The 24,475-nt window shown below is 40.8% G+C and carries 27 protein-coding genes; 2 read left to right on the top strand and 25 right to left on the bottom strand.

Annotation, left to right across the window (positions count from 1 at the left end; translation table 11 throughout):
* Nucleotides 1-112: 112 nt before the first annotated feature.
* The 9 genes from ACTNBF_RS09190 to ACTNBF_RS09150 form a co-directional block, all read right to left on the bottom strand.
* Entirely contained in the window at nucleotides 113-1,015 is a 903-nt protein-coding gene (locus ACTNBF_RS09190; protein ID WP_441049163.1) for an ABC transporter permease, read from the bottom strand.
* 1 nt (nucleotide 1,016) lies between these two features.
* Complete coding sequence (locus ACTNBF_RS09185; protein WP_441015697.1) at nucleotides 1,017-1,925, bottom strand: ABC transporter ATP-binding protein; 909 nt, start codon at nucleotides 1,923-1,925, stop codon at nucleotides 1,017-1,019.
* Nucleotides 1,926-2,063: 138 nt separating this feature from the next.
* Nucleotides 2,064-3,650 (bottom strand): AAA family ATPase, encoded by a 1,587-nt coding sequence (locus ACTNBF_RS09180; protein WP_441089126.1) that lies wholly within the window; start codon nucleotides 3,648-3,650, stop codon nucleotides 2,064-2,066.
* Nucleotides 3,651-3,870: 220 nt separating this feature from the next.
* Nucleotides 3,871-4,821, bottom strand: a complete 951-nt coding sequence (locus ACTNBF_RS09175; protein WP_427820358.1) for a sugar phosphate nucleotidyltransferase — start codon at nucleotides 4,819-4,821, stop codon at nucleotides 3,871-3,873.
* Between the two features lie 462 nt (nucleotides 4,822-5,283).
* Nucleotides 5,284-6,102, bottom strand: a complete 819-nt coding sequence (locus ACTNBF_RS09170) for a hypothetical protein (RefSeq protein WP_441089125.1) — start codon at nucleotides 6,100-6,102, stop codon at nucleotides 5,284-5,286.
* Nucleotides 6,103-6,104: 2 nt separating this feature from the next.
* Complete coding sequence (gene gloA2 / locus ACTNBF_RS09165; protein WP_441030032.1) at nucleotides 6,105-6,488, bottom strand: SMU1112c/YaeR family gloxylase I-like metalloprotein; 384 nt, start codon at nucleotides 6,486-6,488, stop codon at nucleotides 6,105-6,107.
* A 418-nt stretch (nucleotides 6,489-6,906) separates the two neighbouring features.
* Complete coding sequence (locus ACTNBF_RS09160; protein WP_441089124.1) at nucleotides 6,907-7,053, bottom strand: hypothetical protein; 147 nt, start codon at nucleotides 7,051-7,053, stop codon at nucleotides 6,907-6,909.
* Nucleotides 7,043-7,393 (bottom strand): nucleotidyltransferase domain-containing protein, encoded by a 351-nt coding sequence (locus tag ACTNBF_RS09155; protein ID WP_441030036.1) that lies wholly within the window; start codon nucleotides 7,391-7,393, stop codon nucleotides 7,043-7,045. Before ACTNBF_RS09155 ends, ACTNBF_RS09160 begins: the two co-directional genes overlap by 11 nt.
* A 94-nt stretch (nucleotides 7,394-7,487) precedes the next feature.
* Nucleotides 7,488-7,916, bottom strand: a complete 429-nt coding sequence (locus tag ACTNBF_RS09150) for a helix-turn-helix domain-containing protein (RefSeq protein ID WP_441089123.1) — start codon at nucleotides 7,914-7,916, stop codon at nucleotides 7,488-7,490.
* Between the two features lie 42 nt (nucleotides 7,917-7,958).
* Between ACTNBF_RS09150 and ACTNBF_RS09145 the strand changes: the two genes are divergently transcribed.
* A complete protein-coding gene (locus ACTNBF_RS09145) occupies nucleotides 7,959-9,458 on the top strand; it encodes a hypothetical protein (RefSeq protein WP_441089122.1) in 1,500 nt (499 codons plus the stop codon).
* A gap of 58 nt (nucleotides 9,459-9,516) precedes the next feature.
* Nucleotides 9,517-10,446, top strand: coding sequence for an AAA family ATPase (locus tag ACTNBF_RS09140; protein ID WP_441089121.1), 930 nt, complete (start codon nucleotides 9,517-9,519; stop codon nucleotides 10,444-10,446).
* Nucleotides 10,447-10,741: 295 nt separating this feature from the next.
* Here the strand turns inward: ACTNBF_RS09140 and ACTNBF_RS09135 are convergent, their stop codons facing one another.
* From ACTNBF_RS09135 to ACTNBF_RS09060, 16 genes are all read right to left on the bottom strand, one after another.
* On the bottom strand, nucleotides 10,742-10,894 hold the full coding sequence (locus ACTNBF_RS09135) for a hypothetical protein (protein ID WP_441089120.1): 153 nt from the start codon (nucleotides 10,892-10,894) through the stop codon (nucleotides 10,742-10,744).
* Nucleotides 10,895-10,990: 96 nt separating this feature from the next.
* On the bottom strand, nucleotides 10,991-11,824 hold the full coding sequence (locus tag ACTNBF_RS09130) for a hypothetical protein (RefSeq protein WP_441089119.1): 834 nt from the start codon (nucleotides 11,822-11,824) through the stop codon (nucleotides 10,991-10,993).
* Nucleotides 11,825-11,979: 155 nt separating this feature from the next.
* Nucleotides 11,980-12,309 carry a hypothetical protein gene (locus ACTNBF_RS09125; RefSeq protein ID WP_441089118.1) on the bottom strand — a complete coding sequence of 110 codons (330 nt, stop codon included), beginning with the start codon at nucleotides 12,307-12,309 and terminating at the stop codon, nucleotides 11,980-11,982.
* A gap of 88 nt (nucleotides 12,310-12,397) precedes the next feature.
* A complete protein-coding gene (locus ACTNBF_RS09120) occupies nucleotides 12,398-13,045 on the bottom strand; it encodes an AbiTii domain-containing protein (protein WP_441089117.1) in 648 nt (215 codons plus the stop codon).
* A 43-nt stretch (nucleotides 13,046-13,088) separates the two neighbouring features.
* On the bottom strand, nucleotides 13,089-13,298 hold the full coding sequence (locus ACTNBF_RS09115; RefSeq protein ID WP_441089116.1) for a hypothetical protein: 210 nt from the start codon (nucleotides 13,296-13,298) through the stop codon (nucleotides 13,089-13,091).
* 191 nt (nucleotides 13,299-13,489) lie between these two features.
* Nucleotides 13,490-14,434 carry a sugar phosphate nucleotidyltransferase gene (locus ACTNBF_RS09110; RefSeq protein ID WP_441089115.1) on the bottom strand — a complete coding sequence of 315 codons (945 nt, stop codon included), beginning with the start codon at nucleotides 14,432-14,434 and terminating at the stop codon, nucleotides 13,490-13,492.
* Between the two features lie 19 nt (nucleotides 14,435-14,453).
* Nucleotides 14,454-15,158, bottom strand: coding sequence for a beta-1,6-N-acetylglucosaminyltransferase (locus ACTNBF_RS09105; protein WP_441089114.1), 705 nt, complete (start codon nucleotides 15,156-15,158; stop codon nucleotides 14,454-14,456).
* Between the two features lie 205 nt (nucleotides 15,159-15,363).
* Nucleotides 15,364-16,767 (bottom strand): lipopolysaccharide biosynthesis protein, encoded by a 1,404-nt coding sequence (locus tag ACTNBF_RS09100; protein ID WP_441089113.1) that lies wholly within the window; start codon nucleotides 16,765-16,767, stop codon nucleotides 15,364-15,366.
* Complete coding sequence (locus ACTNBF_RS09095) at nucleotides 16,764-17,927, bottom strand: hypothetical protein (RefSeq protein WP_441089112.1); 1,164 nt, start codon at nucleotides 17,925-17,927, stop codon at nucleotides 16,764-16,766. The genes ACTNBF_RS09100 and ACTNBF_RS09095 overlap by 4 nt, the downstream gene beginning before the upstream one ends.
* Complete coding sequence (locus ACTNBF_RS09090) at nucleotides 17,924-19,090, bottom strand: hypothetical protein (RefSeq protein WP_441089111.1); 1,167 nt, start codon at nucleotides 19,088-19,090, stop codon at nucleotides 17,924-17,926. Before ACTNBF_RS09090 ends, ACTNBF_RS09095 begins: the two co-directional genes overlap by 4 nt.
* 23 nt (nucleotides 19,091-19,113) lie before the next feature.
* Nucleotides 19,114-20,037 carry a glycosyltransferase family 2 protein gene (locus tag ACTNBF_RS09085; RefSeq protein ID WP_441089110.1) on the bottom strand — a complete coding sequence of 308 codons (924 nt, stop codon included), beginning with the start codon at nucleotides 20,035-20,037 and terminating at the stop codon, nucleotides 19,114-19,116.
* Nucleotides 20,038-20,058: 21 nt separating this feature from the next.
* Nucleotides 20,059-20,727, bottom strand: coding sequence for a DUF1919 domain-containing protein (locus ACTNBF_RS09080; RefSeq protein WP_441089109.1), 669 nt, complete (start codon nucleotides 20,725-20,727; stop codon nucleotides 20,059-20,061).
* A complete protein-coding gene (locus ACTNBF_RS09075; protein ID WP_441089108.1) occupies nucleotides 20,728-21,822 on the bottom strand; it encodes a glycosyltransferase family 1 protein in 1,095 nt (364 codons plus the stop codon). It abuts the gene before it with no gap.
* Nucleotides 21,822-22,691, bottom strand: coding sequence for an SDR family NAD(P)-dependent oxidoreductase (locus tag ACTNBF_RS09070; RefSeq protein ID WP_441089107.1), 870 nt, complete (start codon nucleotides 22,689-22,691; stop codon nucleotides 21,822-21,824). Before ACTNBF_RS09070 ends, ACTNBF_RS09075 begins: the two co-directional genes overlap by 1 nt.
* An 11-nt stretch (nucleotides 22,692-22,702) precedes the next feature.
* The gene (locus ACTNBF_RS09065; protein WP_441089106.1) at nucleotides 22,703-23,803 is read right to left on the bottom strand and encodes a hypothetical protein; all 1,101 of its coding nucleotides are present in this window, start codon (nucleotides 23,801-23,803) and stop codon (nucleotides 22,703-22,705) included.
* On the bottom strand, nucleotides 23,685-24,467 hold the full coding sequence (locus ACTNBF_RS09060; RefSeq protein WP_441089105.1) for a thiamine pyrophosphate-binding protein: 783 nt from the start codon (nucleotides 24,465-24,467) through the stop codon (nucleotides 23,685-23,687). Before ACTNBF_RS09060 ends, ACTNBF_RS09065 begins: the two co-directional genes overlap by 119 nt.
* Nucleotides 24,468-24,475 lie beyond the last annotated feature (8 nt).

Below are 24,475 nucleotides of genomic sequence, written 5' to 3'. Positions count from 1 at the left end.
ACATATATGCTCAAGACATTTTTTAAATTTTACCATATAGCAGGCATCAATTCCAGTTTTTTATTTCTTTTACCTTATCCTTCGGAAGCCCCTCCTCATTTTGGGAATCCTTCTATTTCTCCTTTGTTCCGTGCAGCATATTCAGCAGCACATAGATCACCAGAAGCAAAAGTACCGTTCCAACCAGTATCATATACATCATCGACTCACTGACCTGCGTGCCGAAGAAATACAGGTTGCAGTCAACCGAGTCTTTGATCGCCTCGATCACTTCAGATGGGAAATTCTGATTGCTCATCTCTTCAAATACACCCCTGAGCGCGTGATTGCGCAGAAGAGAAGTTCCGTAAGTTCCCGGAAGGAAGGAGATCACCTTCTGCAGTCCGTCCGAGAACTGGGAAATCGGCATATAGGCGCCGCACAGAAATCCATATCCCGCACTGACGATCGTACCAACTGCGGAAATCTGTCCCTGGCTGGATAGAAAATGATTGATGATGCTTGAAATCGCGGTTCCGAACATCACCAGAAGAAATACGTCCAGCAGAAGGAGCATCACATCCTTCACAGTCAGATACCATCCCACTTTGCGGATATACAAAAGGCACACCGCAGTTGCCGCATAACACACCAGAAGTGTGGAAATCAGTGTGGAAATATAGTATCCCAGTGCCAAAGTACTGCTCTTAACCGGCGAGATCGTAAGATCTCTTCTCGCACCGCTCACCTTATCCTGCACCATCAGCATATTGGAGCAGAAAGCTACGGTCACACAGCAAACCGCAAGAAGTGATGAAGCCAACTCTCCGCCTACACAGCCGCCAATTAATCGATCAGGTACGGATGCCCCTGCCGCCAGAAGCGACGAGCGGAACGTATCCTCATACACACTGCTCAAAAAGGATGCATACAATACCAGCAAAATCATCGGTGTGATCAGCGAAGTAAAGAACATGCCTTTATCTTTAAAAAATAATTTTGTATCCCGTTTTACAAGCGCATATAATTCCCGCATCCTACACACCTCCCGCCAGTTTCTTTCCGGTCACGGTAAGGAACACATCATCCATTTTCCCTTTCGTGATCTCATAATCCTTGAATATCTCCGGATAGCGTAGGATCAGCTGTGTCGCTGCAGCCGTATTCGGTACCGATACGCGGTACGCATCCCGGATCGCCTCATACTTTGCACCGAGCATTTTGATTTCTTCTTCCTTCGCCCCGTAAATCGTAATAAAATCTCCGGTATACAGATTCTTCAGTTCCAGCGGCGTTCCCTTCGCCACGATCTTTCCATTGTCAAGAATGATGACATAGTCCGCATCCGCCGCCTCTTCCATGTAATGCGTGGTAAGGAAAACGGTCATCTTTTCATTCTTTCTCAGATCACTGATCACACTCCAGAGCGTATTTCTCGTCTGCGGATCTAGTCCCGTCGTCGGCTCATCCAGAATCAGGATCTTCGGCCTGTGGAGCAGCGCTCTCGCAATGTCGATCCGCCTTCTCTGACCACCGGACAATTTGCCCACCGTCCGCTTCAGAATGTCTTCAAAATCCAGAAGGCGCGCCAGCTCTTTCAGTCTCATCTTAAACGCTTCCCCGGTGATCCCGTAGAGCGCCGCCCGGCTCTCCAGATTTTCCCGCACACTGAGTGCCTTATCCAGAACCGAATTCTGAAACACCACGCCAAGCTCCCGCTTCACTGCATCCACATTCTGATCCAGATCACTTCCGTCGATCACAATTTTCCCACTGTCTTTCGAAAGCTGACCACACATAATGTTGATCGTCGTCGATTTTCCCGCCCCGTTAATGCCGAGGAAAGCAAACAGCTCTCCCTCCTTCACACAAAAGCTCAGATCCCGAACCGCTTTCACCTCACCAAAACTCTTATTCAAATGCTTGATCTCAATTATATTTTCCATATTTCCTCTCCCTTGCGAAGCCAGATCTCTTTCATCCTTTTTCAATATTGTAAACGAAACAGGAATTTTGCGATAGAACGTAATTATACCGAAATGTGTCAATTATTTAGATTGTTTATTGTTCATATGGTACGAAGATTAGAATTCCATCATCTCTATTGCACATTGATGAACTTTCGTCTTTTTGTCATAATTGATGCCAACCAGCAAAATGTTTCCACTGTACTGCATCAATGATTCTGGATATTTCTTTTCCTTAATCTGTTTCAATGCTGTATCCACCGTTTTATTCCATTTGAGTTCCACCACCAGGGCCGGATAATCCATAACGTATTCCGGCTTTGGAATATACACAAAATCCGCAAATCCTCGCCCCGTCGGAAGTTCCCGAATTGGCTTAAAATAATACTGCATGGAACTCAAAAAAGCGATGGAAAGTACACTACTTAAAGCATTTTCATTATTATACTGTATGGCTGACGCATATTCATCATGAATCTTTTCTATGCCAGCAGCGACTTCTTCTGCTTCCATATCCAATGTAGCATTTAATAAGTTGACCGACTGCTGCTCAAACGCAATTAATTCATTCCACTTCTTTTTCTTTGTAGCAGAAATAAACTCCTGCCGGATTTCTTCATTTGGGATGTAAGCAGTTTTCTTCTTCTGGTCATATGCAAGATATCCAAGATGAATGAGCAGCGTCAGAACATCTTCTTTGTCAATAAAGCTGACCATATCGTTCTGAAAAAATGACGTATCCACCTCGATTGATGCGCCAGCGATCATTTCAATGATCGAAGTTTTCAATCCATCAAAATCCATGTCGATATAAGGCCTTATAGATTCAAATGTCCCTGTCTGGGACCAGTAACTTTGAAAATTGCCCCTGTCCATCACACTTATAACAGCTCTCGGATTATAAATATGCAGATCAGAAAGTAGATAGCCATCATACCAGCGCTCAACTCCTCTGAAATCCCTATTATACTTTTCGCACAGTTCCTTAACTTCCTCTTCTGTAAATCCAACATAAGGAGCAAGCACGCCTGCATCAAGCATCGTATATTCCTCAAAATTATTTAACGCTGACTGCGTTTTTACTTTTTTGATCGGCAGGATTCCTGTCAGATATGCAAGACTGATAAACTTTGTAGGCTCATTACCCTTAAACATACCTTTCAAAAAATCAATATACTGCTCCTGTATTTCTCTGTTATCCGCTTCATCACGAATGAGAACATCCCATTCATCAATGATGACTATGAATTTATTTCCTGTTGCAGTATAAATCTGTGACATTGCATCGGGAAGCGAACTCACCGAATCTGCAAGGATGCCCGGATACGCTGTTTTTAATTCCTCTATTGTACTTTTTTCAATAAATTCAACCACATGTTCCGGCCCATTAGCCGGAGCCAGACACCACTGAATGTCCAAATGGATCACATCATATTTATTCAAGTATTTTTCGAAAGAATCCATGCTGCTGATCTGTAAACCAGAAAACATTTCTTTCGAATCACAGCCCTTACTATAGTATGCTGTAAGCATATTAGCCGCAATCGATTTGCCAAAACGGCGCGGGCGGCTGTTGCAGATAAAAGCCTTCATGGTATCGATCGCTTTATTAGTGTATTCGATTAATCCGGTCTTATCTACATATATTTCGGAGTTCAGTGTGATCTGAAATGCACGATTATTCGGATTCAAGAATCTTCCCATTTGCCCATACTCCTTCCAAAAGTGTCATTCATTTTGATTGAATTGTACCATACGAAAGTAGCAAAAGCAATCCACACGCCCAAAAACTCGATGCATAACCTTTGGTAACGCTTACCGCTTTCACCCAGGCCTTTTATGAAAACGCCACCGGCGTTCTTTCCAATAAAGAAAAAAGCAGGCAAAATCTTCTTAATTCCGATTTTACCTGCTTTTCATCATTCTATAAATCTGAATACAATTCTTCCTGATAAAGCCCGTCGCTGATCAGTTTCTTGAAACTTTCCATAACCGCTTCTTTATCTTCCTTATATGTAACGCCAAACCATTTATCTTTGGTCTCCAACACCTTAACAGTATATTTTTCTCCACGGATCAGTCCACCGATCAGGGTCGGAAGTAAATACTCTGCTTTCAAAGGATTCTCCGGAACATCTTTCTCAAAGAAGGTGCGGAACTCTTCTTCCAGAACCTTAAGAAACACCGGTGCACATCCTTCCTCTGCCGGGAAGCCCCACATATTCATGGAAACATAAGACTCCGGATCAAGCTTCACTCCGTCAGCCGATGCACCGACAACTCCTGATTCATCAACCGTTTTCACGATATTGCCGGTTTCCACCACATCGATAACATGAGTATGACCCTCTTCCACTTTGCAGACACCTCGCGTTACACCGCCATTATCGGATAACGTATTTTTCAAAATGAATCCCGCCATGGCAATTGCATTGTCTGCATGATCTACTACCAGCCAGTCATGCATCTGACGGTACGCTTCTTTTCCATAATAATCGTCTGCATTGATCACCATGAACGGCTCATGGATCTCATCCTTCGCAGCTAGGACGGCCTGTCCGGTTCCCCACGGCTTGGTACGACCCGCAGGAACTTCAGCCGGAATATCGTTCAGATCCTGGAACGCATAGGCCACTTCAACGCCCTTTTTACCACATACAGCTTCAATACGATTTCCGATCCGCTCTCGGAAATCAGATTCGATATCCTTGCGGATAACAAAAATAATCTTGTTAAATCCGGCCTCAATCGCGTCATGAATCGAATAATCCATGATGATCTCGTCATGCAATCCGACAGGTTCCAACTGTTTGATTCCTCCACCGAAACGAGAACCGATACCGGCGGCCATGATTAATAATGTTGTCTTTTTCAAAATATTATTTTCTCCTGCACTCTTAATTCATCTCAACTAAATCTCAGCCTCAAACGGACTCTCCGAATCCGGATCATAATACTGTTCACAATCCGCCTTCCAGTCTTCATATTCATTTACTTCTGGCATTTGACAGAGCCTCATTTACACTAGAAATATCACCTACTCGAAAGAAATGAGTTCCGACGATCATTTGTAACCAAATCCTTACATCAAAATAATGTTAGCATAGGAAGAAGCAATTATCAATCTATTTCTCATATTTCTCGATCATGCAATGATATTCTTTACTCCTGGGCTCATAGCTTATTTCCACCATCCATTATCTCAAATATTGCACACAGCGTAAAGCGGAAATATCCTGTAGTGTTTTGTCGGTCGCATGATTCATTTACTTTTTTCTTGGAGATATTTACAATGTCACACCATAATAAATGCTCCAGGCAATCACAAAAAACTCATTTACTCTGGATCGACTTTCCTCACCGGCTCCATCTTCTCTTTTACTCTATCCGGCACATCGATCAGGCCAAACCGATAGAACATTGCATAGATGTAGGTCACGCCCCGGATATCACCGAGAGACTTCGGGCGGTCAACCACAGCACCAATGCTTGGAATATTATGAAAGGCCAGCAGAACCGAACTCCAAGCCAAGCTCTTACTGTTCTCTCGCCGGTCGATGAACAGCTCCTTCGTGTAGTTGTCTCCTCTCCCCTTCTTTAGACTGTACGAAAACACCAGCCCGGAATAAGTGCGGAACTTGAAGCCCTGAAACTCAATCACTGCTTTCCAAAGAGCTTCTTCGGTCTGCTCTGTTCTTACCCTCTCGATCATCTTCTTTCGCTTTCGCATCCGGCGTATGCGCTCCGCACCAACGCTGAGATTATTGCTGTCCGTCTCATCAGGGAAGTACACGCACTTCTCATATGGCAGGTACGAGGTGACGGAGGCTTTTGAGAGATTCAGTTCCCGCACCGTCGCTTCGATGGACTCTGTGTGTGACAGGCCGGAGTCTCTGTGTTTATTGAACTCTCTTTGAAGGTGATCGGCAATCTCCGACTTGTACACGCCTGCGGTGATCAGCAGCTTACGTACTTTAATAGGATTGAGGTCGAGTTCATCAGCAATCGCCCGGAGGGAAGGATGGTCAGCAGTTCCGTAGAGCGCCACAGCTGCATTTATCTGTTGCTGAAGGATGGCACTTGGGTTGTAGTCCGGCTTGGATGGCTTACGGCCGCCTCCTGTCTTCCGGGTCTTATTCTTTCCATTCTCTCCCATCGTTACTCATGCAGTTCCAACGGCAATCCATCTGGGTCATGGAAGAAAGTCATCTTCTTGCCGGTATAATCATCTATACGAACCGGCTCACATGTAATCCCCTGTTCTGCCAGTTCCCTTACTGTTTCTTCCACGCTCTCCACACAAAAGGCAAGATGCCGCAGACCGCAGGCTTCCGGGTGGCTCACACGCTTCGGCGGATTTTCCTCCGCAAAAATCTCCAGTTCCGTGTGCTCATTTACTCGCAGATCAAGCTTCCAGTCCTTGCGCTCCGGACGATAGTTTTCTCTGATAACGGATAAACCAAGCTTGTTTACATAGAAATCCTTCGCATTTTCGTAGTCGGACACAATAATCGCAATGTGGTGTATTTTGGATAATTTCATTTGTCTTGTCCTCCTGTTCTTTATTATTTTTTTATCTTGGAAGAAGATTGGACTCCCACCTTTATAGGTGGCGAGATGCGACAAATTAGTCTTGGTGGGAGTCCAATCTCCTTCCAAGATAAAGCCTCCGGCGGATTGCAGAGGTGCGCAGATGTATTGTGTCATGCAGAGCATGACGCGCACCTCTCAGCAAGTACGCCGAGGCGTACTTGAATTTGAGTTTAGACCTTCCCCATATATACCTTCTAGGGTACATTATTCTCGTTACAAACTATATGGATACTCCCACCAAAAGCCGTGTGTACGATATTTTATGAATAAACTCTGATATTTTCCACACGGCTTAATAATAAATTTTAAACTACCAATGTAATCCCGACTCCAACCTGTCAATTCTGTTCCTCATCCAACATAAGAATTACATATTATTTTCAATTCTGTCGAATGGTTTTGACAAGTTAGTTTCCGGATTACATCCAGACTCATGATTACTGATGGCAGCTTCCAGATCCTCTTTTGACCGGTTCAACCGGTATATAGAAAGTGTTATAACATCAAGCTGCATACAGAACTACTCCTTCCTCTGATACATTTCTGTAAAATGGGGATATTTTCATCCAATCCATATATTCCTGATAGCAAACATCGATAATCGAGAATACCTTAAAGTATTTAATGGAAATATCCGTCGAAACATCGCTCAATCTATCTTCAAAAGCCCGCAGCTCCTGATCAGTTCCATCTACCAGAACCATAATATCTACATCCGAATCATCAGTTGCCGTTCCACGTGCAACAGAACCATATAGAATTACTTCTTTCAGCTTATCGCGATATACTTCCTGCAACATCTCTGCCAGTTCCATCAATATCTTTTTTAATTTTTCGTCCTGCAGTTTTTCCATAAGTCTATTCCACCTCCTGACAATCTTCAATAATATTATAACCAAATTACCGATAAAAAACAATGTATATTACTGTAATCCCGACTCCAACCTGTCAATTCTGTTCCTCATCCATCATCTTCTTCCAAAGCTGATCTCTGATTTCCTGATGGACCATTAACCATTCAATCAGCTTTCGATTCACCGGGGATTTCCGGTATCTCTCATCTCCGAACTTCAGCCATTCAAATCCAACGTCAAATGTATCTGCTATATCATGAAGTGTTTTGTCGGTCGCATGATTCAGGTGCGTTTCTATTTTGAAGATCGCTGACGGCGAAGATCCAACCTTCTCTCCAAAGTCTTTTTGGATCAGTTTTTTCTCTTTTCGCAGTTCCCGCACCCTTTCACCTATCGAGCGGTAATCTATTACTTCTGGAACATAATTGCAATACTCTTCTATATGATCCAGGTCATCAAAGACACCCGTGACCGTTATCCCACCTGTTGCTTTTATGCCAGAGACTATATCATTTATCGTCATTGGGCTGTAGGACGCCCTTCCTGTGCAAAGATCCTCCGGGAAATGGAGGATCTCAGAAACTTTTCCTGCAGCCAGTGTCCTTATCATCCGGACGTAAAAAACGGGTCTCATAATAAAGGTGATCTCATACCAACCGCAACCTGTAAACGGAACCGGGAAACCATGGTCATTCCCAACCTCCCGGATACCGTATGTACCATCGTGAACCGCAGTTCCGACCAGGAGACCTGCCTTGCATGGAATGGTGTCCGGGCATGGGCATCAAAACACAATTACACACCACCGCGGAATAAACCTCAGGAAGTGAACTATGTGTGGATCGCCGACCACACGAAGCTGGATATTTTCGTAAAGACTACCCAGAATCCGGACGGCACCTGGAACAGTAAACGAGTCTGGCTGACCGGGATCATCGATGCCGCAACAAATGCACTTGTTGGATATGCACTGACACTGCAGCCAAATTCTACTACGATCGCTGAAGCTTTTGCAAGGGCCTGCGCCTTTAAAGTGGACTGCAGATACTGCGGTCAACCCGTTTATTACTACCAGGACAACGGCCGCGATTACTGTGCGGATAAATTAAAAGGCCTGCCCAACACGGAAGAAGAACCCCTATACCTTAATAAAGCCTTTGGTGAAAGCGGGCTGCTCGAGTGGATGGGAATCCGGGTCATAAAAGCTCTTCCCTACCGTAGCTGTAGCAAGACTATAGAAAGAATCTGGGAAACCATTGAAAAGGAATGGATCAGCGACCTCCCGGGTTATTGTGGCGAAAATCCCTCTAAACGTCCCATCACATTAGAAGAAGACCGGAAATACGGCAAGCTGTATACCTTTGCACAGTTTGCAGAGTATTTTGCAGAAGTCATTTATCCGGAATACAATGACTTTTCTGAAACAAATGAATCTCCCAATCAATTATATGACCGCCTGCCCAAGGCAAACACTCTGGTCCCAACCTGGCGCACTCTTGCTGTTCTTCGGAGCATCAGTGAAGAACGGTATGTACATCGTCAGGGGATATTCTTTCAGAATCAAAAATATTGGTGTTCCTCGCTTGCTCCATTTGTCGAAACAGGAGAAAAAGTCCGTGTATTCGCATTTGATGCTCCCTTCAACCGTACTCTTGTGGTCACTCTTGGAAAACTCACATTAGGAGAGGCACACTTGATAAAGAATCTTGACCTGGTAGAAAAACTGCGATACAAGGTCATCCAACATGTCATGGAACAGAATGAGCATCTGAAGGTCTGTTCCAAACATATAGAACTGGTTCACAATCTCGTCCTTCAGACCAACATAATAAGCGAAGCACTGAAGTTCCCCGCTATCGATACCTATGAGGATCATCCAGCTTATGTTCAAACTATTGATTTGGAAAAAGATCAGACAGACGCAGTGGACGATCCACGTATCCCGGAAGATATCAAAGAACTGGCCACCAATTATATGGACAACCTTTTAAAACCCGATGACGACGATGGCCAGCCGGGAGCTGCTACCCAATTCTTCCAGTCTCTGGCTGGACCGATCGTATAAACATTTATACTGACAATTACAGATAATCACAGATAATGAAAAGAAAGGAGTAAACATAATGTTAACACAAACACATCTCCCGATCATGGAAACAGAAAACTTTAAATCCGTATATGGTTCCCTTAAATTCAGTATCCAGGAACGAAAACTCTCTGTTGTTCTCGGAGCTCCCGGTTCAGGAAAAACGACTGTTCTCAAAATGCTGGAATCAGAAAATCCAACAAGAAATCACTATATCCTTTGTTCACCAAACACTACTATGAAAAGTATGCTTTTGGCTATCGCAGATGCGATCAATGTTAATGTAAAGGGGGACAATGACCGGATCCAGACTCAGATCACTACAGCCTTACAGGATAATCCAAACCATTGTATCATCTTCGATGAATGCGAATACCTCCACCGGGGTAATGTCAGTAAGATCGATGTCTTACGTCAGATTTACGATCAGACAGGTGTGCCATTCGTTCTTTGCGGAACTTATAAACTCAAAAACCTGTTGGTTGGCAACGATAAAGATGAACACGATCAGCCACAGATCTTCCGTCGATTATTAAAATCAGAATTCAATACCATAAAGAAGGAAGAGATTCTCTCCTATCTTGACCGATTAGAAAAACTCTATGCAGTATCCTTTTCCCAGGAAGCACGGACACAGTTATTCTCGTTATGCCGCGACCGCGGAAATGGTGGCCTTGGGATTTTTATTGCACTGCTTGAACTGATCTTTTCTATTGTTCGCCCCGAATGGAAAGACATCACGAAACAGGTTCAATATCAGGAAACACAAAATAAAAATTCTTCTCTTGAACAGAAGGACAGTACATTAGACTGCTCTTCCAAACAAGATGATACAACAGAAGATCCTGCCATACCAGAGAATACAGATAATCTTCCTTTTCAGTTTGTGGATATTTCAAAACTGAATGTTGTCGTGATTGATAAGAACACAATCCGAGATGCCAGCAAATTTAAGATGACAAAGTAATTTTTGTACTTTAAAAATTCACCCGACCAAACAGTGCCGGGTGTTATTGTTATTATAAGTGTTCATCCAACAGTATCTATAATCGTATATGCGGAATAAAACGATCGTATTTTTGACAACTTCTATTCCGTAGATTTATACTGATGCGGAACCAACAATAAGATAATCATACGAAGAACATACGTTCTTTGTATGATGTGCTGTCATTTTTTACAAAACACCGGCATTTCGAATCAGGTGAAATTAGATATTATTTGCACTTTTGCCGAATGGTTTTGACAGGTTAGTTTCTGGATTACATCGAGTCATTGATATCATTATCGAGAAAACGAAGATGCTCTGCCAGCTCCCGACTTGTCTTGCCAGTGTGTTCCCCATCCTGATGGGAAAGGTAGGTCATGAAGATAAACCAGAGAATCGTGGAAATTAGAGATATATAAAAAGCCAATGTGCTTTACCTCCTGGTACTAATGCGAACCATTCTACCATAGAATTCTGCACATAGCCAGTATCTGATTATGCGGCACAACAAGTAGTCTGGACTTCACACAAAGCTCATTTGCTCTGAGTCTTTATTCCTCGCCGGCTCCATCTTCTCTTTCGCTTTCTCCGGCGCATCGATCAGACCGAACCGGTAGAACATCGCGTAGATATAAGTCACACCCCGGATGTCACCGAGGGCCTTCGGACGGTCGACCACGTAGCCAATTTGCGGTATATTATGAAAGGCCAGCAGAACCGAACTCCAAGCCAAGCTCTTGCTATTTTCTCTCCGGTCGATGAACAGCTCCTTCGTATAGGTATCCCCTCTACCTTTCTTCAGACCGTAGGAAAATACCAGCCCGGAATAGGTGCGGAACTTGTAGCCCTGGAACTCAATTACCGCCGCCCATAGGGCTTCCTCGCTCTGTTTGGCCCTCAGCTCCTCCAGAATCTTTTCCCGCTTCCTCATCCGCCGAATACGCTCTGCTCCAACGCTGATATTATTACTATCCGTTTCGGCCGGGAAGTACACGCCCTTCTCATAAGGCAGATACGAAGTGACAGAAGATTTGGAGAGATTCAACTCCCTCATCGTCGCTGTGATGGCCTCTGTGTGTGACAGACCGGAGGCTCTGTGTTTAGTAAATACCCGGTTCACTTGATCTGCCACCTCAGACTTGTACACGTCGGCGGTAATCAGCAGCTTACGAACCTTGATGGGATTGAGGTCAAGCTCGTTCGCTATCGTCTGGAGGGACGGATGATCAACGGCACTGTAGAGAGCTACGGCTGCGTCCATCTGATTCTGAAGGATGGCACTTGGGTTATAGTCCGGCTTAGACGGCTTCCGGCCGCCACCGGGCTTTCTCTTTGCTTTCTTATTGTCCACACCCATATCATCCCTCCTTTCCATATACCCTATCACGGTATATTTATTTCCGTTACAAACTATATACTCACTTCCACAGAAAGCCGTGTGTACGATATTATTTTGAAAAATTTCAAAATATCTTCCACACGGCTTCAAAATTGACTTTTCAACTACCAGATTTACTTCAACTTCTCCAGAATCTCAGCCGCACTTACTCCATCGGCCATCAGCTTCTGAATCATCTCTTCCAGTTCAGCTTTCTTCGCTTTCTCAGCTTCCGCAGCATCGAACGCAGCCTTCTGCTCTTCCAACTTGCCGAGCTCAATATCCAGCTTCTTCAGCTCTGCCTTCTTCGCTTTCAATTCCTCTCTGATACTTGTCAGATTCTCTTCGAGGGATGCGATGTCGGCGACGAGAGCATCTTTGGCAGATGACTTCTCAGCGATGAGGGATGTGAAATCTGCGGTGGTGGGTTTGACTTTATTCTTGGAACCCTTGGGACGCGGCATAGATGTACACACTCCGTTTCAGTTGAAAATATGATAGACTAAGTATAGCACTGTGTGATTATGGATGCAAGATACTCCCATCTATATTTCATTTCGATGTAGAGATACTTGTATCCTTCATTTTATTATTGTCGCCAATAGAGATACTGTTGTCATTATAGATCAAAACCATAATATCATTCGTTATGTATCGGATTTCCTCGTTATTCTTCGATGACAAATCGATATCCAAATCGTCCAGATTACCAAATTGCTTTTCCAATAAAAGAAGAACATCAAGCACTGTATTCTCAACTCTCGAGAACACATTCTTAACCTGGGTCTGAGATATTTCTACAACAGCACTTAACAATGCCGTCATTGAAATTGCTGAAAATTGTTGAATATATGGCAAATAGGACGAATTGATTTGCCTGCCAAATTCTTTATCGCCTTCAATTAATGTCTTAAGGGCTGGCAAACTATCATAAAGTTTTACCTGAGTACACAACTCAACCATCTCTTCCGGTGCATTCGACATGAGTGGAATACCTATATGCGTACACTTGGTGTAGTAATTCAAGAAATTTCCAACAAGATTTCCTGCAATAATCCGATACTCAGGCAAATCATCCTCATCATCGTAGCCCTGCAATTCTGCATTAACCCACTTTAGCATTTCTGGTTTATCAAATTCTGTAAGCAAAACCTTTAATTGCTTTAAGCCTATATCTACCGATACTTTTCCGCTTGCCAAATCCCTAATTATACAGCTCCTTGCCATATCCTAACCCTCGCACTCAAAACAGATTCTCTATAAATACAATAATCTTGTCCCAAAAACTAAACAGTAGTAATACTCCCACGACAAAAGAGCAAAACAGACCAATTAAGATGGGATGTCTTTCTGCAAATGTTTTTTTCTCAGCTCTATGTTCAGTGGTACCATTCATTTTTTCTGCAATCGTTACGTTTTTAAACTTATTATTATTACCAATGTTTATTCCCACAGAGCATCCCCTCCTATTATTTTTTCTTTTGCCTCTTAGCCACAGCACATCATTACTGCGTTGCCTGCTGCTCACCACGGAGAGGTGTGCAAAGTACCGAGCAGCTACCGTGCAGGGACAGGTTATCCATGCACGGCCTTATTTTAGTATATAGCGAGTGTGAGCAGAAATCAAGACACATCTGTTTGTTCTCACAAATCGCTGTACAGTTCTTCCCGATACACGCCATCCTCGATCAGCTTCTTAAAGCTCTGAACCACTGCCTCTTTGTCTTCCTTGTATGTAACGCCGAACCACTTGTCCTTGGTTTCCAGCACCTTCACGGTATTTTTTCCATCTCTCAGCAAGCCGCCGATATGGGTTGGCAACAAATATTCTGCTTTCAGAGGATTTGACTTTACATCATTCTCAAGGAACTCCCTGAATCCTTGCTCCAGAGCATCCAGATATGCCGAAGTGCAGCCTTCCTTCGCCGGGAAGCCCCAGAAGTTCATAGACACATAAGACTCGGGGTTCAATTCAACACCATCAGCTTCTGCACCAATACATCCATCAGTGACCGTCTTAACAATATTGCTGGTCTCGACAACATCGGTGATGTGAGTATGGCCTTCCGCCACTTTGCACACACCTCTGGTGACTCCACCGTTATCTGATAACGTGTTCTTCAGAATAAATCCCGCCATCGCAATGGCATTGTCCGCATGCTCCAGTACAAGCCAGTCATGAAGTTGCCGGAATGCTTCTTTACCATAGTAATCATCTGCATTGACTACAGCAAACGGCTCGTGAATCAACTCTTTCGCAGCAAGAACTGCCTGTCCTGTTCCCCAGGGCTTTGTCCTTCCTTCCGGTACAACGCCCGGTACATTGTTCAAATCCTGAAATGCGTAAGCAGTCTCCACATTCAGTTTTTTGCAGATAGCTTCCACACGGTTGCCAATCCGCTCCCGGAAATCTGCTTCGATATCCTTGCGGATCACAAAGATGATCTTGTTGAATCCTGCTTCAATAGCGTCATGGATAGAATAATCCATGATAATTTCATTATGTAGGCCAACTGGCTCCAGCTGTTTAATTCCGCCTCCAAAGCGGGAACCGATGCCAGCAGCCATGATAAGTAATGTTGTGTTCATAATTTTCACCTCATTTCACTCACACCGTTTTGTTTGCATATTTTTTTACTATCATTTCAATAATCTCAGAATCAATCGAGGGATCAAATTTTCTTGCAAAAAACATATCTGATTCACACAGCTCATCATAGTCAGAAGCCCTAAACGTGTAAGGTTTTCCTCTGTTCCAATCAATAAGACGCATTATCGCATGTGGGTCATTATCGAATTCTTTATGATACAAATTATTCTTATACGGAGAAGAAATTAATATTGTTTGTAAAAAAACTTCGTCACTACAATATGTGTACTTAAAAACTTTTTGTATCCAACTTTCTTTTTCAACAACATATCTGGCAAGCTCATCTGTAATACTAAACCATTGTGTTCCCTTTTGGAATTCTATTTTTCTGTTTCGGTGAATGTGAAATATTTTTTGCATCTGCACTAATAGTATTTCACTACCCCTAAAAATCAAATTATGTGAGCGTCCTATCTTATCCTGTAAGAAGTGATAATATCTCGTTCTATCCTGATAAACATAATTTGGCTTTTCAAATCTTATAAATTCCTTATTCATATTTTCGTTGAAAAAAGAAATTATCTGATCCTGTGTTTTTATCGGTAAATCTGAACCCGAAAGCAGATGATAATGCTGATATCTCCCGACACTGATTGCTTTTTTCAGCAGAAGCAATTCAACATTTACTAGACTTACTCCCCATGTGACACTGGTACGTTCCACGTGATAGACTGCACTTTTTTTTTACCCAACTGATTGTCTCTTCTTCATTATACTGTGTATTTTTTTTATCCATGTGGATAAAAATATCATTTCTCGGATCATCCAGCATTCTAAGCAGAGCTTTAAAAGCCAAGTCAGCTTTATGAGCGATTATAAGATATGCTTGCTTATTTTCCACCAATTCTAACCTCTCTCAAATCTCTTATTATATCCTAATGTTAATCTTCAGTTTTTTCAGTAATTGATTGATTGTATCCCTATTAAGCAAAATAAAATACAAAGCTGCCAATGCCAAATTGAATATAGACAGAAGCAGTGGCAATCTAATATATGCCATTACGATAAAATACACATAAATAATAATATAAATTGGCATTTTAGAATCCAATGTGAATTTCACATCTTTTCTTAGGAGATACGCACGCAAAAAAACAATTACAATATTTGATACAATTGTTGACAATGCTGCCGCATAAAGCCCCACAAACTTAATTAATGCCAAATGAACAATAAGATTTGCAACGGCTCCAATCATTGTTGTAACGCCGTTTGCTTTTGGTCTTTTTAAGCTAATTTGAATTCCACCAAAGAACTGTGAAAGGCTTCCAAACACTACGGAAGATACCAAAATAGGGGTATAGAGTCGTGCTGTATCATATTTTACATCGAAAATTAAGCCGAACAAAATAAAATTACATGCAATAATCCCTGCACACATCGGTAATAGCAATCTGCACATCATGTTAAAAATATGGCTGTAATATGCATCCCTATCTTCGGAATTTACCATGTCAGACGCGGTTTCTTGCCAAGAAATGCTAAAGACTCCAAATATTGCAGAAGCCAAATTTGGTACTTTGCTAGCGATTGCATAAACACCATTAAATGCAGCTCCAAGAAAGACATTAATAATTGATCTATCGGATACATTAATAATCCACCATGAAACATTATTGGGGATTAAAGCATAGGAGTATGAAAGCAGCTCCTTTACTCCTGACCAGCTAATCAACTTAAAATCAAAATACTTTTTATACTTTGTTCCGCAAGCAATCATCAAATCTCCAATAAGATAACCTACTGCATAGCCCCAAATCAAACCGCTCAGTCCCATTTTTAATACGAGAACAAAAAATGTTGATGCTACCGCTATGCTTAATGTAGAAAATGCTGTACAAAACGAGTATATATTGAGTTTTCTTATTGCCCTCATATATCCCTGAAGGTAATTATTCAGGATCTCGCCAAAAGCCATGAAAAAGAATGGCATTGTATACTTCCAGCCTGAAACTGCATATATCACCATTAAAATAGCAAATAAGATTAATGAATTGATAAATACAATCGCCGCTCCATTGCTGATAGGCTTTGCTTTTCCTTTTACTGTATCCTGTTCCACACCAAATCTAAAGATTGCCTCTCCGCATGCTAATGTAACCACAGGAATCATCAGTGATACATATGTACAAAACAGATCAAAGCTTCCATAGTCCTCTGTGGATAGCCATCTACTAAAAATCGGGATCATTACAAATTGTAATCCCTTGTTCAAAAAAGTTCCAATCATTAAGAATGCTGTATTCTTATATAAATTATTTGCTTTATTCATAATATTCCTTCACTACTATTTACGTTGTTCTTTGATAAAGTTCCACTGATAGCATAAATAATGCAAATCAAAAAGACGTTCATTGCAACACTGTATATGTAGTTTTCTACTATACCTAATAGAATAAAAAAAGTATTAGCTATTAGCAGCCCCCAATTCTTTTTCTTAACTGCATACGTTTGTAGGACGATAAGAGCCATAACAAAGACAAGTAAAACAATTAAACCGTATTGAACACCTATCCTCACATAAGCCATATCAAGACTATTTGACTGTGTAACTCCTACCGCCAATGCATTTCTTGAACTTACTGGATTGATTCGGCTTCCAAACATTTTAACGCCATAGGTTTTTAAATAGTAACTTGCCCAATAAATTCTCGTTGTAAAAATTTTATCCAGAGCATTCCAAATCAAACTACTTTTTTTATATGCTATCGCACTCAAATAGCACAACAGACAAATGATTGCAGGTAATAACGACATAAATTTTTCAAAGACCTTGCCGCTTAAGAGAGTTCGGATCTTATTGGATTGTAATAACAAACTCCATACTGTAATGAACATCAATAAAATCAATGAAGTTCTTGACGTGCCAATATAATACAATCCCATTATCAAAAAAATAATGCATATTATATTTTTGAGTCGAATTGTATTAAAATGAATATATAGCCATTCTATAATTATGACAGAGATAAATAATCCAAGTGTATTGGGGTGCGAAAATCCAAGTGATTGCTTCTCAATGCCATTAATAGATACCGTGTAATTATGAATCAACCCAATTTTGCAGCAAAGCACTATCGAAATCAAAATAGCAATCTTCAACCGGTAATCAAACTTTACAAAATTTCTAAAATCAATATTACCGATAGCCACTCCTACTATTATTATCATTAAAAAAGAAAGTGCATGTGAAAACAAAACACTTATACCAATAACCACTGCAAATAATCCAACTCGCATCACCATTTTAATCTTATATTTATTTTGTAAAATTATAAAGCCAAATAATATAAAAGTAAAATTTCTAACAGTCGAAAACAAGTCACTGGTATCATATGTAAATGCGAATTCACTCATTACAAGCCACATATACGCAGTTAAGTAAATACCCCAGACTATATAAAGTTCTAGTTCTTTTTTCTTTATCTTCATACCGAGCGATCCTCGTTCTCTAGCAGTCTAAAATATCTTACCAGTTCATATATGCGTGCATTTAACGTGTGTGGATCGTCACAAGCCTTAAATGTACCTTTAGTGGCATCGAATAAAAGGCTGCACTGATTTTCCATTAACTTTTTTTCCATAGATCCATCAAAGCACGAGAAAGTAGTGGCAACAAATGGATACTCAAATGCGGGACTGTTATAGCCATAAGCAAATTTATTATACTTATAGCCACCACAGTTTTTACTCAATTCCAAAATATTATCCTGTTGTTTGATATAATCAACTGCTTTTATGAACTTGGGCGAATTATAGATATCCATCTCCGAATACCTTTTGTATAAGAGTGCAAATCCATAAAGGTCGAACAAATGGTATCCTTCTTCAATCCCTTCTGTAAATGATTCCTTAGATAATTTGTCCTTAAACTTCTTTTTTATAACTGAGAAAGGCTCTCTCAATAGCGTTCTTTGTTTGTATTGTTTTACAATTTTCTTTTGCTGTGCTCTTTCACATTTAGACGGAGAATAATTCATGACATGAACAATTCTACCATTTTCTCTCACTTGAAAAAATTTATTAGTCGCTTCCTCTAAGAAAATCTTAATTTCTTCATCAATTTTGCTATCGTACTTTATATCCAACAGCATTGCTCCCGCTGCGGCAAACCATAGTTGATGATTAAATGTCAAATCTAACGAATGTGTTCCATCACAATCTACAACAATCCACATTTTCGTATCATAATTAAATCGCTGATTTAAGAACAACTGCTTTGCTTTCTCGTATGTATATTCTGATTCTGATAATTTATAGGCTTCTACTAAAGCCTCAATTGTCCAAGCCTGACCTATCAACCCATTTGTATGGTCAAAACGGTTATCGGTTCTGTGTTCTATACTCCCACTTTTCCCGTAGTTATCCTCTCGCAAAAGAAAATCACTTAAACTTTTGACTGCTGTCAAATATCTATCATTTTGAGTTTTCTCGTATAAATATGAATAAATAATCAGAAAATGTCCAGAGTTTCTAACCGCAGTGTCTTTATTTTTATATGGTCCATTGCAACCTGGATGTGCATATCCGTTTTTTTCAATATAATCTAATTCCGTGTCAGCTATTGTTTTCAATAGCAAGTATCCATCATTCACGATATCTTCACTCCTCTACGACATTATACCTTAGACGGCTTAATAAACTTTCTGCCCATCATTCTAAAAAAGTCTTTAACATTCCTCTTAAAATTGCAGGGATCACTTTTTACTCCAAGAATGTAGTAATGCATTGCCGTCTTTACATCACCCGCTAAACTGTAAAAATATGTTCCCATCAAATAAAAAGAGGATGCTGACTTGCGATTGTTCTCAAGATTTTCCCCAATCTTCTGATGTAGCCGTTCATATGCAGTAATTCTGTTTTCTGGATGAGCAGAGATTCTTTCGCCTTCATAAAAATAGTAAACTGCTACTGGTTCATGCACATATACAGCCTTGTTCTCTTTCAATATACGAAGATACAAATCCCAATCCTGTAATGCTGGCATATTTGCATCAAATCCACCGACTCTTTTTATAGCATCTACGCGAAACATCGGGAATGAACATGAGCCGATATTATTTTTCCCAATCAGTTCGTAATATATATTTCCTTCATTCTGCTTTTTGTTAAACCGCACTGTTTCTTTGCCTAGATCTGCATACTTAATTACGGCATTACAGTACGCTATTGCAGCATCCTGATGTTTTTCTAGTGCTCTCACTTGGAGTTCTATTTTCTTTGGCAGCCATTCGTCATCATCATCTAGGCAAGCAAAATATTTTCCCTGTGCCTTTTCTAATGCCAAATTTCTAGCTCTACAAGCGCCACCGTTTTTCTCAACAACAATATAATGGACTGTTCTATCTTCCGAAGACGCTGTAATCATATTCTGCAAGTCTTCAACCAGCTTTTTATCAGATGGACAATCGTTAACCACAAATATTTCAAGATTGTTATATGTCTGTCCAACAATACTATCTAATGCTCTTTTTACAATTTCCGGCTTTCGTTTATATGTAGTAATAACTGCTGTTACCAACGGTTCTTTATTTTCGCTCATAGGTCCTCCCAGCTTCTTTCCTTACAAGGAATTCAGCAATTTCGTTATATCTATATACTTAGTCTTTCCAAACGGCTCATAAGAAGCCATTATAAACTCATGCTTGGGGAACTGGTGAATAACCGTGTACCCCCCCCCATTTTCATTTGGCCAGTGCTTGCAAGTAAAGAATACCTTATTCTTAAAGGGCATCTTCATAAACATGCTCACTTCTGTCTCTGTACAGCCATTTTGGTCGTTAAACTTCACCAGTAACTTATTCCAGTTAATTCTCTGTACTCGACGTTCCCACTTTTCTCTTGCTTCCTGCTCACTATGGTAGTGTAGGAAGAAGATTTCAATCGATTTTTTACCGTTGGACAGGACACCAACAGGATAAGAGCCAAATCTCTTATCGCCTGAGACCTGCGGCATATCTTTCCAACGAGATTCCTCCGGCTTGATAAAGGTTAATTTTCCATTGACATAGCCTTTTAAGTCAGACAAGAACTCAATATAATCTTTTGCAATAAAGAACATCCCAACCGTAGGAGATTCTTTGGGCAGGTTATAGCTTTCATAAATCATCCCACCCCAACAGTTATTAGAGATAATCGTAAAATCTGTAGATCTCAGCTGCTTTTTTCTATAGTTTGCTAAACCAAGTCTCCAGAATTTTAATGCCTTTAGTCTCAATCCCTCGTATGTCATTTATCTTCCCTCACACGCATTTACATAAATCTGGCGCAACTTATCAGCATTTTGTTCTATGTCGTACCCTTTTTCTTTAATTAAAGCTACATTAGTCGTTGAGTCTTCTTCTCTGTTTCTTTTCTTATATCCCAGTTTTTTTACTACTTCTACCCACGGAGCAACAGAATCTATTGGCAGAAAAACGCTGCTTTCTGTCAAATCTGCTTCTTTTGCTACCGTATCCGACACAACACAAGTAAGACCTGCCGCTTGTGCTTCCACCAGAACTACCGGTAAGCCCTCATGCAGTGATGGAAGCAAGAACAAATCCATTCCCTGAAGATACTCTGATACTTTCAAAGTTTTTCCCAAGAATATCACCGCATCATCTAAGCCTAAAGAATGCACTTTATCCTTAATTATCGGCATCAGCATTCCGTCGCTAATTAAAAGCAACTTGAATTTTGGATTTTCACTATGTACTTCTGAAAAAATATCAATCAAAAAGGAATGATTTTTTTGCTCGATAAAGTTTCCGACATGACCAAGCAATATCTCATCGCCTTGTATTCCAAGCTCTTTTCGTACCGTATTACGCTTTTCTTCAAAGAATACATAATCTTTTGTTTGAATCCCATTATTTAAAACAGTAAAGTTTTTATTCCTATACAACCACTTTCCTGCATCTTCACCACATGCCAAACGAGTTGTACATAATTTTGAAAACATTGGCCATAACAAGTTATGCATAAATGGATGCATTGTTGCTGTATTGTGTGAATGCGCAATTCGAACTTTTACTCCTCCTAATGTTACTGCGAATAGCTCGATTGCCATATTTGCACTATTACCATGTATATGAACAATGTCATATTTTTCTTTACGGCAAAGATTCAAGATTTTGCAAAAATAGCTAGCAATATTTTTTTTATGAAATACAAAGCATCTCAGATGATTGGTCTCGAAAAAGCAACGGTATTCATCACTCGGTTCGTCAATGGCAACAAAATCCATTTGAAGATTTTTCTTATCCATCGCCTGGTAATAATTTTTTATTACTGCCGATATTCCGTTCAACTTGAACCTAACTGTATTAATTACTAGAACTTTCATTATTTACTCTCATCCCAAAATGCTTTCAAGTGATTTCCTGCATTGCAATGTACAATCTCACCTGAGATACATCTCGATGCATCGCTCAAAAGAAAACAAGCCACCTCTGCAACTTCCTCCGGCACAAACGTCCTGCCGGAAGCACAGTCTCTATATAAATTTCCATCACTTGACTCAGCGTAGTCTCTTGTCATTTCAGTCAATGTCACGCCGGGTGCGATAGCGTTAACCCGGATGCCTTCCTTATACACTCTCCTGGAGAATGCTCCCACAAGACTGTTCAAGGCTGCGTTGGTCATTCCATATGGAATATCATATACCTGATTTCCAGTTTCGGATGTAATATATAGGAGTTGTGAGCTCAGCAATCCTTCCGCTTTCTCTTTTGTCTTCATCTCAAGAAAAGCTTTGCCTAAAAAGTAACCAGCCCGGAATTTCGTATTAAACTGCTTGTCAAAGCCTTCTACTGTCACATTTGTATATATGTTTTCATGCAGGGAAACTCCAGCATTACTCACCAGACAATCTACTCGTCCCCCTAGTTGCTGTTTCGCTTTCTCCAAAAAGTCCATGCTATGCTCAACATCACAAACATCAGCAACTATATACTTTGCTTGTATTCCCAGGCTTTTGACTGCAGTACCTAACTTTTCCTCATTTCGTCCTGAGATGAGAACCTCAGCTCCTTCCGAGACGAATTTCTTTGCCATGGCATAACCAAGACCACTGCCACCGCCTGTGATCAAAATTTTCTTATCCTGTAATGTGTGACCGCACTGAATCTGTCCTACATTGACCTGGACAAAGGATTCTGGTTGGGACGCCAATATAAACTTCGCAATTTTCCTAATTACTCTTTTATAACCCACAACTTAACTCCTCACTTTTTAAATATCTCAGCTATCTTCTGAGCCTTCTCCTGGCCTATAGTTGCCTTTATAAGCTCCTTGCTTTTTCTTATAGTCTCTGACTTAATATCTTTGGGTCTACTCAGGTCATAGAAGTCATATATGACATCCGAGTCATGCCTCATCTCCGTGAATACTTCCATTAATACTGGACGCTCACTCTTTTCATTCATAAAGATTGGAAGTGCTTTTTCATACGAAGCTTTATCTGTTACCGCCAGATATTGTAATCCGGCTGTAATCACCCAACTTGCTGCATCTGTGTTATGCCTTGCAGTCGTATGCAGATCACTTGCTTCATTTTTCCACACTTGATTGTAATAGAATTCTTCTCCACCACGATTGTTTAATAGAAGAATCCTGACATTACTGCCTATTTCATTAATTCCCAATGCATTCATGTCATAGAAAAATGCAAGGTCACCTATTACCAGAAAGCAGAGCTCATCTGTAATTGCTGCCTGTCCAAGCAAAGAGGACATACAGCCATCTATGCCATGTGTTCCGATATTCGCATATACTTTTACCTTGTCCTGTAGCTTAAAGAAATTTGTAATCCGAATTGCATCATTTATGCTCAGGTGCAGTATAGAACCGGAGGGAATTCTCTCCACTGTATTTTTGATGGCCCATACATTGGAATAAACAAAATCCGGGTATATCACTGATTCGGCGTATTCTTTAATTGCGTTGTGATAGACCAGATCATTCTTTTGCCGATCATCAATATTCTCCTCGCATCTCTCAAAGAAGTACTCTGGCTTACACTCAAAAATCGTTGTAATGCTCTTAAACAGATCTACAACTGTGCCATCTTCCTGTATCAGCCAATGTTCGTACTTTCCGGAATACTTTCTCAGCATATCCTTAACGCCGGACATGATATTCCCACCATAAGATATGACGATATCAGGAACGAACTCTGCAAACTTCTTCTCCGTTATATAGCGTGTATCAAAGCACAGAGAGGTGTTTATACCCCCCATAAATATTGGCCATATATTCCATGGTAAGGGATGCATTAAATTTCTCAAAGAATCTGTCCAAGCTGCTCTGCAGTTTGTCTGAAACATGACTCATTTGGCCGCATACTACCAGTATTCTCTTAGCTTTCTTCAACTTATCTATTTTCTTAGTCCATGCCACATCTTCAGATAACTTATCAAGCCGTTCAAAGCGAACCACATCGGGAAGTGTTTTTATATTGAAGGAATTGTTATACGCCTTCATCGGCACATTTATATGTACCGGTCCTGTTCCATGATGATCCAGTTCAAGAAGCGCTTCATTGACCAGTCGCTGGCAGAAAATAAAGTCATCCCGATCATTCACAATAGGAAGGTTAACCGATTTTCTTACATGTCTGTCAAACATCCCAACCTGGTCAATCATCTGATCTTCTCGCTGTTTCAGCATCGCAGGGTTACGATCACTGGTCAGGATTATAAGTGGTACATTATGGTAATATGCTGTAGCTACTGCAGGCCAATAGTTACAGGTTGCCGTAGATGAAGTATAGGAAATCACCACAGGCTCATTCAGCTCCTGTGCAATTCCCATTGCAAAATATCCTGCGCTTCTCTCATCCACGACAGAGTAGCACTTGAAGAATGGATCCTCCTCGATGGAATGAACAAACGGTACGTTTCGGCTACCTGCTGAGAGGACACAGTGCCTAATCCCGTATTTCTTCAAAAGAGCAATTATTATCTGGTATGATTTTAATTCTGTATACATTTGCTTTC

The organism is Bariatricus sp. HCP28S3_A4 (genome assembly GCF_052066395.1).
Classification (GTDB): Bacteria; Bacillota; Clostridia; order Lachnospirales; family Lachnospiraceae; genus Allocoprococcus.
This window is presented reverse-complemented; position numbering and strand designations above follow the sequence as displayed.